General features: G+C 30.7%; 3 protein-coding genes, 3 tRNA genes and 1 pseudogene. 4 read left to right on the top strand and 3 right to left on the bottom strand.

What is annotated here, in order from left to right:
* The 4 genes and pseudogenes from tatA to SULYE_RS08110 form a co-directional block, all read left to right on the top strand.
* Positions 1-188: twin-arginine translocase TatA/TatE family subunit (gene tatA / locus SULYE_RS07330; protein ID WP_007548026.1), on the top strand; the 188-nt coding region annotated here is incomplete at its 5' end.
* A 6-nt stretch (positions 189-194) separates the two neighbouring features.
* Complete coding sequence (locus tag SULYE_RS07325; protein WP_007548025.1) at positions 195-1,715, top strand: L,D-transpeptidase family protein; 1,521 nt, start codon at positions 195-197, stop codon at positions 1,713-1,715.
* Positions 1,708-1,863 carry a hypothetical protein gene (locus tag SULYE_RS08225; RefSeq protein WP_007548024.1) on the top strand — a complete coding sequence of 52 codons (156 nt, stop codon included), beginning with the start codon at positions 1,708-1,710 and terminating at the stop codon, positions 1,861-1,863. The genes SULYE_RS07325 and SULYE_RS08225 overlap by 8 nt, the downstream gene beginning before the upstream one ends.
* Positions 1,864-1,875: 12 nt before the next feature.
* Positions 1,876-2,247, top strand: a pseudogene (locus SULYE_RS08110) (YcbK family protein); the annotation flags it as partial.
* A gap of 107 nt (positions 2,248-2,354) precedes the next feature.
* On the opposite strand, the gene SULYE_RS07315 reads toward SULYE_RS08110, so the two are convergent.
* The 3 genes from SULYE_RS07315 to SULYE_RS07305 form a co-directional block, all read right to left on the bottom strand.
* Positions 2,355-2,427, bottom strand: a tRNA-Val gene (locus SULYE_RS07315).
* A 29-nt stretch (positions 2,428-2,456) separates the two neighbouring features.
* Positions 2,457-2,531: transfer RNA gene (locus SULYE_RS07310), tRNA-Glu, on the bottom strand.
* Between the two features lie 11 nt (positions 2,532-2,542).
* Positions 2,543-2,615 (bottom strand) — tRNA-Lys (locus tag SULYE_RS07305).
* Between the last annotated feature and the right edge of the window lie 461 nt (positions 2,616-3,076).

Here is a 3,076-nt window from a genome sequence, read left to right as displayed (position 1 = left end):
TTGGAATCATAGTTTTACTATTTGGTGCAAAAAAGTTGCCTGAGATTGGAAGAGGCTTAGGTGAAGGAATCAGAAGCTTTAAGTCGGCTATATCTGGCGAAGAGAAAAAAGAGGACGAAAAAGTTATCACACCTAAGGAGATAGAAGCAGAAGTAATAAAAAAAGAAAAAGTTAAAGAAAATGCATAATAAATTGTGGTCTTAAAAAGATTAATATTAATTAAAACTTTACTACTGCTTATATGTAGTGCCGGAAAGGTTTATTCTGCCGGTTCGGTTGATTTAAAAATTTACTTAAAGAACGATAAAGGTTTAAAAAGTTTATATCAATCTACTGATTTTTTACCGATTTGGATAAATGATAGTTTTGAAGAAAAAACTGAAAAACTTAGAAATCTAATAGAAAACTTAGATAAGGAAGGTTTAAATCCATCAAACTATAACTTCTTCTTAAGCAGAAATCCTGTAAAAGATGAGATTGAGCTTTCAAAGCTTACTTTAAAAATTTGCTTAGACCTTTATAATGGAACTATAGACCCTAAGGATATTTTTGAAACTTGGAACTTACCAAAGAAAAAATTTAACAAATATAAAGAACTTGCAACTATTATCAAAGAAAATCAATTAGAAAACTTACCTCAACTCTGTCAACCAAATCACGAAGGTTATTTGACATTAAGACAATACTTATCTAAATACTATGAAATCATGGCATTATATCCATCTTTACCAAAGATAAATAAAAAATTAAAACCAAAAATGAAAGATAAAGAAGTTAAAAAATTAAGACAACTATTGTATATCTATGGTTTTTATGACGGAAACACAAATTCTTATATATATGACGATGAACTTTTAGAATCGGTAAAAAGATTTCAAGAAAGTAGAAATTTAGAAGCAGATGGAGTAATAGGTGTCAAAACATTAAACGAACTAAATAGGCCTCTTAATGAATTGATTGATATTATTAAAATCAACATGGAAAAATACAGATGGCTACCTGAAAATTTGGCTGAGAGTAGGATAGAGGTTAACATTCCTTCATTTGAACTAAAATATTATGAAGATAATACAGAGATACTAAGCACAGAGGTTATTGTTGGAAAAAATTATGAAGAGGATTTTAGACCAACACCTATATACTACGGTAAAATCGAAAAAATTACAATTAATCCATATTGGTATGTACCGAAGAAAATTGCAGCAAAGGATATTCTTAAGAAGATAAAGTCTAATCCAAGATTTTTAGAAGATTTTAGTTTTAAAGTTTTTTATAACGGTCAAGAAGTTGACTATAAAAAGATAAATTGGTGGGAATACAATGAGAACAACTTTGGCTTTACTTTGATACAAAGTCCCGGTAATAAAAACTTTTTAGGAAGAATAAAAATAACATTTTCAAACCCATTTCAAGTTTATTTACATGATACCCCATTCAAAGAATTGTTCAAACATAAAAAAAGAGCATTTAGTTCTGGTTGTATAAGAGTCAATGACCCTCTGTCTTTAACTTCGTATATATTAAACAAAGATAAAAGTGAAATATTGAACTATATAGATAGTAATAAAACGATAGGTTTGACTCCTTGTAAAGATATTTATGTTTATATTTTTTATTTCACGGCATTAGTTAAAAATGATACAATATATTTTTACGAAGATTTGTATAATTTTGATATAAAGATCTTAAATATAATGCTTGGTATCGATGAATAGAAGAGATTTTTTAAAATTTGGCTTAATTACAGGCATTTATGGATTGGTTCCAAAATATTTTGGTAGTATCGTTAATAGTTATTTCCAAGAAAGAACGCTTTATTTCTATAACACGCAAACCGGAGAATTTTTAAAGGAGACATTTTAAGAAAATGGACGGTACAATAAGGCAGGTTTAAAGAAAATTTTTTATACTTTAAGAGATTTTAGAACAAATGAAATTGCTGAAATTGATATAAAATTAATAGATACACTTTACATATTAAGAAAAACTTTAGAATTAAACAATAGACCCATACATATCATTTCTGGATACAGATCTCCAAAAACAAACAATCTTCTTAGAGAAATAAGTTCTGGGGTTGCAAAAAATAGCTTGCACATGCAAGGAAAAGCAATTGATATAAATATTTCTGGAGTTCCATTACACATTTTAAGAGATGTGGCAATATCCCTTAAAGCTGGTGGTGTAGGATATTACCCATCTTCAAATTTCGTACATATAGACACTGGAAGAATAAGATATTGGTAATTATTCTCCATCAACCGTCTCTTCAATAGTTGGATTACAAGCTTCTAGATCTCCGTTTGCATATTCAAAATTCTTGCCATTAGACAATATTAAAAAAAGAAGAGAAGTGGTCGGTATAGGACTTGAACCTATGACCCCCTGCGTGTCGAGCAGGTGCTCTGCCAACTGAGCTAACCGACCATGTTATTTTATTGTAGGTTTTAAAGGAATGACCCCAACGGGATTCGAACCCGTGTCGCCGGCGTGAAAGGCCGGTGTCCTAGGCCGGGCTAGACGATGGGGCCATATTCAGAAGTGAGTCGCCTGGGAATCGAACCCAGGACCACCGGTTTAAAAGACCGGTGCTCTACCGACTGAGCTAGCGACTCACAATAGAGATATATATTATACATCATTTAAGACTTTTGTTCAAGTGTTTGTATAAGTCATACCAGTTTGGGAAAATCATAAGACCCATAGCTTATTAATTGCTTGCAAAAGCTCTCAGTGTTGTTTGTTTACGACTACAGCAAAGATTCTATCTTTTTCTCTTTATTTCTTTCAAATAACTACAAAATAGAAGTTCCTTCGGTTTGGAGTCTAAGGACAGACAAAAGCAATAAAATCTTTTATAAGATTTATCCACTAAAATCGTTAATGATTTTACAGGAAATTTGGATAGGTAATAAGAGGCCAGTTTTGTGTCAGACTGATGAGATGTGTCATATAATTTAGGTAGCATGATTTCAAATTTAAACTTTAAGCTTTCTCCTAGCAATATTAACAAACAAAATCGTTGTATCTTCTTTCAATAAATAATTAATAAGCAAATATGCAATGCCACTTATAA

The sequence above is a fragment of the Sulfurihydrogenibium yellowstonense SS-5 genome (assembly GCF_000173615.1).
Classification (GTDB): domain Bacteria; phylum Aquificota; class Aquificia; order Aquificales; family Hydrogenothermaceae; genus Sulfurihydrogenibium; species Sulfurihydrogenibium yellowstonense.
This window is presented reverse-complemented; position numbering and strand designations above follow the sequence as displayed.

What these genes read in the sequence shown, in the direction of transcription:
- SULYE_RS08225 (WP_007548024.1), top strand. Translation starts at nt 1,708, where the DNA reads ATGAATAGAAGAGATTTTTTAAAATTTGGCTTAATTACAGGCATTTAT.